The 6,225-nt window shown below is 60.6% G+C and carries 5 protein-coding genes; all 5 read right to left on the reverse strand.

Features of this window, described 5'->3' with window-relative positions; all coding sequences use genetic code 11:
• Positions 1-2: 2 nt before the first annotated feature.
• The 5 genes from scpB to HY896_09080 all read right to left on the reverse strand — a co-directional run bounded on the left by scpB (position 3) and on the right by HY896_09080 (position 6,101).
• Positions 3-857 carry an SMC-Scp complex subunit ScpB gene (gene scpB / locus HY896_09060; protein ID MBI5576494.1) on the reverse strand — a complete coding sequence of 285 codons (855 nt, stop codon included), beginning with the start codon at positions 855-857 and terminating at the stop codon, positions 3-5.
• The gene (locus HY896_09065) at positions 826-1,575 is read right to left on the reverse strand and encodes a segregation/condensation protein A (protein MBI5576495.1); all 750 of its coding nucleotides are present in this window, start codon (positions 1,573-1,575) and stop codon (positions 826-828) included. The genes scpB and HY896_09065 overlap by 32 nt, the downstream gene beginning before the upstream one ends.
• Positions 1,576-1,615: 40 nt before the next feature.
• The gene (trpS, locus tag HY896_09070; GenBank protein ID MBI5576496.1) at positions 1,616-2,572 is read right to left on the reverse strand and encodes a tryptophan--tRNA ligase; all 957 of its coding nucleotides are present in this window, start codon (positions 2,570-2,572) and stop codon (positions 1,616-1,618) included.
• A 45-nt stretch (positions 2,573-2,617) separates the two neighbouring features.
• Positions 2,618-3,328: a site-2 protease family protein gene (locus HY896_09075; GenBank protein MBI5576497.1), complete on the reverse strand. Its 711-nt coding sequence runs from the start codon at positions 3,326-3,328 to the stop codon at positions 2,618-2,620.
• A 127-nt stretch (positions 3,329-3,455) separates the two neighbouring features.
• Positions 3,456-6,101, reverse strand: a complete 2,646-nt coding sequence (locus HY896_09080; GenBank protein MBI5576498.1) for a CBS domain-containing protein — start codon at positions 6,099-6,101, stop codon at positions 3,456-3,458.
• Between the last annotated feature and the right edge of the window lie 124 nt (positions 6,102-6,225).

Here is a 6,225-nt window from a genome sequence, read left to right on the forward strand (position 1 = left end):
AGTTAATCATTCGTCTCGCCGCCCTCCTCGCGGGAAGCGGCTTCGCTAAGGACGTCGTCGGAAACGCCCTCCGGCAGACCGGGCTCGGTGGAAAGCAGAGGCTCTCCGTGTTCCGCCGCGTCAAGGCTTGCGGCAAGCTCGTTTTCCGCAGGAGGCGTGAACGTTTCCGCCGGATGCTCGGTTGCGACTCCTCCTGTGGCTTCCACAAGGAAATCCTCGATGTCGTGCATCGACGGGAGGTCGGACAGGCTGGCAAGCCCGAACACCTCCAGGAATTCCCTCGACGTGCCGAAGAGAAACGGCCTGCCGATTGCGTCCTTCTTGCCAACCACCTTGACCAGACGCCGCTCCATCAGGGTCTTGAGCGACCCCGCGCAATCAACACCGCGGATCTGTTCGATTTCGAGGCGAGTCACCGGCTGCTTGTAGGCGACGATGGAGAGCGTCTCGAGCGCCGCCCGTGAGAAACGCTGCGGCTTGATGTCGAACAATGCGCGCACGTATTCCTGGTTGGCGGGATTTGTGCGGAACTGTACACCTTTGGCCACTTCCTCCACCACGACGCCGGAGCCGTCCGGCGGATACTTAGACTGTAGAATGCGGATGACCTCGCGGACCGACGCCCTGGAAAGACCTCCCAGGATCTGCCCGGCCTTTTCGAGTGAAAGCGGCTGCTCGGAGACCAGCATCAGGCTCTCCAGGATGGAGGCGGCACGGGAGAGATCGGCGTCCCTGTCCGCCCGATCGTCCGCCGGGGTCGGCTCTGCGGCGACGTCTTGCGTGGGACCGTTTCCTGCGTCTTCGCTGCTATGCTCTGCCGGTTCGTCAGCCGTCGGATTCTTCGGATTCTCTTCCATCTTCTACCTCCCGCACGGATGGAACGACCGTGATCAATCCCATAGGGTTGGCCTGGTAGACCTTTACGGTCCGGATGCGCACCAGTTCGAGGATCCCCAGGAAGAATGAAATGATCTCGTTTTTCGTCTTGAACTCCTCTATAAGGCGGTCGAACCGGATCGAGCCGTCCTCGCGGAGCCGGTCGAGCAGGAAGGCGATGGCATCCGCGATCGTGAGCCGGTCGCCGAGAACTTCGTGCACGTCCTCCTTCGGCAGGCGGGCCAGCACGTCTTTGAACGCCGTGATGAGGTCCGCGAGCGACAGCTCGGCGATGGCTACTTCACCTTCCGGGAGCGTCTCGCACAGGAAATCCCTCGCGAACACGTCCCTTCCCAGGATCGGCCGCTCGGCAAGCCTTGCAGCGGCTTCCTTGAACTTATGATACTCGATCAGCCTGCGGGAGAGCTCGGCCCGCATGATCTCCGGGTCCTCTTCCGGTTCCAGGCCCTCGTCGTCGCGGGGAAGCAGGGACTTCGACTTGATGTACAGAAGGGTCGACGCCATCACCAGGAACTCACCTGCGATATCCAGGTTGAGCGCCTTCATCGTGTCGAGGTACGCAAGGTACTGCTCGGTGATCCGGGCGATCGGGATGTCGTGGATGTCGAGCTTGTCTTCCCGGATCAGGTGCAGGAGAAGATCGAGCGGGCCCTCGAAGACCTCCAGGCGTACGGCGATGCCTGCGCCGGAGTTCGCATTCGCGTTTGCGCCCGGCGCGTCAGATTCCGACAGCGTCGCGTACCTCCTTCATCTTTCTCGCCGCGTTCTCGCAAGCCTTGCGGGTCCCCTCCGCAAGGATTTCGCGGACGGACACGCCGCTTTCGACGATCTCCCGCCGTTTGTCCCGGATCGGCGCAAGGACCTTCTCCATGTGCTCATACATCCACTTCTTGCATTCGATGCAGCCTATCCCCGCTGTTCGGCAGCCGACGTCCACCTTCTTGATCGTTTCCTCGTCCGAGAAGATCTTGTGGTACGAGAACACGTTGCAGATTTCGGGGTTTCCCGGGTCCGTGCGGCGGACGCGCGCAGGGTCGGTCACCATCGGCTTGACCTTCGCCCATACCTCTTCCGCCGTGTCGGAGAGCAGGATGGCGTTGCCGTACGTCTTGCTCATCTTCCGGTTGTCGGTCCCCATGATCTTCGGCGTCTCGGTGAGATATGCCTGCGGGATGGTGAAAACATCCTTGTACAGGAAATTGAACCGCCGGGCGATCTCCCTTGCGAGCTCGAGGTGCGGAACCTGGTCGATGCCGACGGGCACCAGCGCCGCGTCGTACATGAGGATGTCGGCCGCCTGCAGGACCGGGTAGCCGAGGAATCCGTACGTGTGCAGGTCACGCGTCGTCTGTTCGCGGAGCTGCTCCTTGTAGGTGGGATTCCGCTCCAGCCATGGTAGCGGAGTGATCATCGAAAGGAGAAGGTGCAGTTCCGCGTGCTGCGGAACCTGGCTTTGGATGAAAAGAGTCGCCTTTTCCGGATCGATGCCCGCCGCCAGCCAGTCGATCACCATGTCGTCGATGCTCTCCGCAATCACTGCCGTCCGTTCGTATTCCGTTGTCAGCGCATGCCAGTCGGCGACGAAGTAGAAGCAGTCGTTCTCTTCCTGGAGCTTTTTCCAGTTCACCAGGACGCCCAGGTAGTGCCCCAGGTGGAGTTTGCCGCTCGGCCGCATGCCGCTTAATATCCGTTGTTGCAAAACACCGCCCCCTTGCGTGGATTATCCGGAAAGAAACAGATGAATCAGCAGGCTCATGATCGGATAGACGATCCGGTGGATTATACCAAATGGATCCCACATGAAGAGAACTATGAGGATGATCATTCCGTACCGTTCGACCGAGGCGAGCGCCTGGGATGGACCGTGCGGCAACAGCCCCACTGCGATCCTGCCCCCGTCCAGCGGCGGGATCGGGATGAGGTTGAAGATCGCGAGGACCACGTTCCACCTGACCGACTCGACGCACATAAGCGCGACCGGAATGAGGACGAGCTGAAGGGAGCCCGACGCCTGCGCCCGCAACCCGAACATACGGATCTTGACGATGGTGCCCTGGTCGAGCAGGCCGATGAGGCTGAGCAGGATACCGGAAGCCGCCGCCAGCGCCAGGTTGGTCACGACCCCCGCCGCAGCCACATGGATGGGATCGCGCTTCTGGTCCCGGAGCAGCCGGAAGTTTACGGGGACCGGCTTCGCCCATCCGAACAGGAAGGGGCTGCGCGTGAAGATGAGAAACGCCGGAAGGAGCACCGTGCCGATAGGGTCGATGTGCGCAAGGGGATTCAGGGTAACCCTCCCCAGCATCTTGGCGGTGGGATCCCCCTTTTTGTACGCAACCCACCCGTGCGCCGCCTCGTGGAAGGTGATCGCGATCAGAAGCGGGATGGCCTGAATCGATACCGCCTGGAGAAACCCCTGTATATCTCCCACTTGATACCCCTCTTAAAAAATATACTATCTTATCACCTTGGGTGCTTAACCCGCATTTCTCACCAAGGTTCGTAGCGAGGCGGTGGAGACGGGTATGGCTACAAGGCGTCGCGTTCCTTGCAAGTTTTTAAGAACGTCCCTGTTTTTGAGGGAAGTGGGAGAGGATGAAGGACATTTCGGCGGCCTTGGTCTTGAGCTCGCCGGTGAACTTGCGCTCGAGGATCTCGTCCAGTATCCGGCGGAAATCCGGCCCCGGAACGTAGCCGAGCGACAGGAGGTCCTTACCCGTGACCTGCGGGCGCACGTTCTTGAGCTGCGTGAAATAGAGGGAAATATATCTTTTGATATCGGCATGTTTCGTCTTCGCCATCATGTAAAGGATAACTTCGTTCGGCAGCGGATTGAAACAATCGAAGATCATCTTCCTCGATACCGCCCGGCTGGTCAGGAGCCGCTGGATCGGCACATCGGCCTCGTATCTCGAAATACGCACCCATTCCCGCGCCCTGCGCCCCACTCCCAACTCCGCCGCATACGCGATCGCTTCCTCCGTCGATAGCGGATCGAGCAGTGACAGGAACAACACTCCCCACTTCTCCACCTTCTCTTCCAGGAAGAGAAGAGAGAACCATACAAGGACCTCGGAGGTGTCGCCCAGCAGCGAAAGCTGCTTCCGGTCGAGAGCGATCTTCGGATGGATCGACGGGCCGATGCCCAGTTCGCCAAGGCGCCGCAGGATCGCGACCGGGTCCTGCTCCCTCAGGATAAGCTCCAACTCACCGAAGAGTCTGGGCTTCGGCAGCCGGCCGATAAGATCCAGGCGCACGGCGTTGCGGATGAGGTTCAGCGTGTGCTTGCCGACGATGAAACCGAAACGGCGCTCGAACCGGAGCGCCCTCAATATACGGGAAGGGTCCTCCACGAAGGAAAGGGAGTGCAGCACACGTAAAGCACGTTCCTTGATGTCCCGCTGCGCGCTGTAGAAATCGATCAGCTCGCCGAACGTCTGCGGATTCAATCGCACCGCAAGGGTGTTGATGGTGAAGTCCCGGCGGTACATGTCCTGCTTGATGCTGCTGTACTCCACGGTGGGAAGGGCCGCAGGTTTAAGGTAATATTCGACCCGCGCGGTGGCCACGTCGATCTTGAATCCGCCGGGGAAGATGAGCACCGCCGTCCCGAACTTGTGGTGCGGGCGCACACGGCAGGGATTCTCGCGGGCGAACGCCTCGGCGAACTCGATCCCGTCCCCTTCGATCACGATGTCCACGTCGAGGTTGTCGATACGCATCACGAGGTCACGGACGAACCCGCCGACGACGTACGCCGACATGCCGATCCGTTCGGCCACGGTTCCCGCGGACCGAAGCAGGTCCACCACCTCCTCCGGCAGGCGCTCCCGTATCAGGTGCGCGACGTTTTTCTGCCGTGCGACCAGGCCGGCTTCCGGTATGTTCTCTCCCGCGTCGGGAGGCGGAAGCTCCCGAACTCCGTGCAGGAATCGCAACAGCCCCGTCCGCGTGATTACCCCCGCCACCTGCCCGCCCGAGAGCACCGGGATCAGCCGCTGGTTCTTGCCGAGGATGATTTCCTGTACGCGCTCGATCCCCTCTCCCGGCTCGACCGATTCGAAGTCGGAGTTCATGTACTCGGCGGCTTTCTCCGCGCCGAGCCCGTGGAAGAGCGCCTTCTCGACGATCTGGCGTGTTATGATCCCCGCCGTCTCCCCTCCCCGCAATACCGGCAGCGCGTTTATGTTGAACCGCGTCAACTGCTGATGAACCTCTTCCACCGTGCTCTCCGCGTCCGCGCACCTGGCCGGGGCAGCCATGATGTCCGCAGCGGTGCGCCTCGGGATCACCTTATCCGAGAGGACCAAAAGGATCTTCTCTTTCACCTGGAAAACGGTCGCGTCCTTTATGTTGGCGGAAGCGGCGTATGCATGGCCTCCTCCTCCGAACTCCCTCATGACGGCGCCTGCGTCCACCTCCGGCCTGCGGCTCCTCCCTACGATCACGACCCGGTCTCCCATCTGGCAGATGGCGAACAGCACGTTTGCCGCCTCCATGTCGCGCAGTTTGTGGACGAGTACGGCCAGGTCTCCGACGTATTCTTCCCTGCGCGCTTCCGCGATCACCACCTCCACGCCGTGGATGTTGTAGGACCGCGACCCCTGGATGAGATCGTAAAGCAGCGAGATCTGCTCGGAAGTGAGGTCCTTGGCGAGGATGTCGGACACCGCGCCCAGGTTCGCTCCGCAGGAAAGGAGGTGCGCGGCCGCCAGGTAATCGGAAACGGTCGTCGAGGGGAAAATGAGCGAGCCTGTATCTTCGTAGATCCCCAGCATCATCACCGTGGCCTCGTCCGGAGTGACCGGGATGCCTCGCTCCTTCAGGATCTCCACCAGGATCGTCGTCGTGGAACCGACGGGACGTATCACTTCGACGCTACCACGCAGGTCCGCCTCCTCGTCGGGGTGGTGGTCATAGATGTGTATGTCCACGCCGGGGCGCATCGCGACTTCCGCGAAAACGCCGATACGTGAGGAGTTGCGGATGTCGACCAGGACCAGGCGGGTTACCCGTGAAAGGTCGATTTCCTTCGCCCTGCGGACTTCAAGAGCGTAAAAGGCGGACTGCAGGAGGAACCCTTTTACCATTTCCTCCTGCGATCCGGGCAGCACGAGGACCGCATCCGGATACAACTTGTGGGCTGCCACCATCGAGGCGATGGTGTCGAAGTCGGCGTTGACATGTGTCGTGACGACTTCCATCTAAATTGAGTATGCGAAAAGAATCGCCCGCCGTCAAAGAAAGTAATGTGTGGAATTATTTCCACATCAATATAATGTATTTATCTGTGTGGGCAATTATTTACCCTTTCTGAACGCCCCTCAT

This window comes from Deltaproteobacteria bacterium, assembly GCA_016218975.1.
GTDB lineage: Bacteria > Desulfobacterota > Deferrimicrobia > Deferrimicrobiales > Deferrimicrobiaceae > JAENIX01.

Coding starts and splice junctions, on each gene's coding strand:
- scpB (MBI5576494.1), bottom strand. CDS start 857: ATGGAAGAGAATCCGAAGAATCCGACGGCTGACGAACCGGCAGAGCAT.
- trpS (MBI5576496.1), bottom strand. CDS start 2,572: ATGCGGCCGAGCGGCAAACTCCACCTGGGGCACTACCTGGGCGTCCTG.
- HY896_09080 (MBI5576498.1), bottom strand. CDS start 6,101: ATGGAAGTCGTCACGACACATGTCAACGCCGACTTCGACACCATCGCC.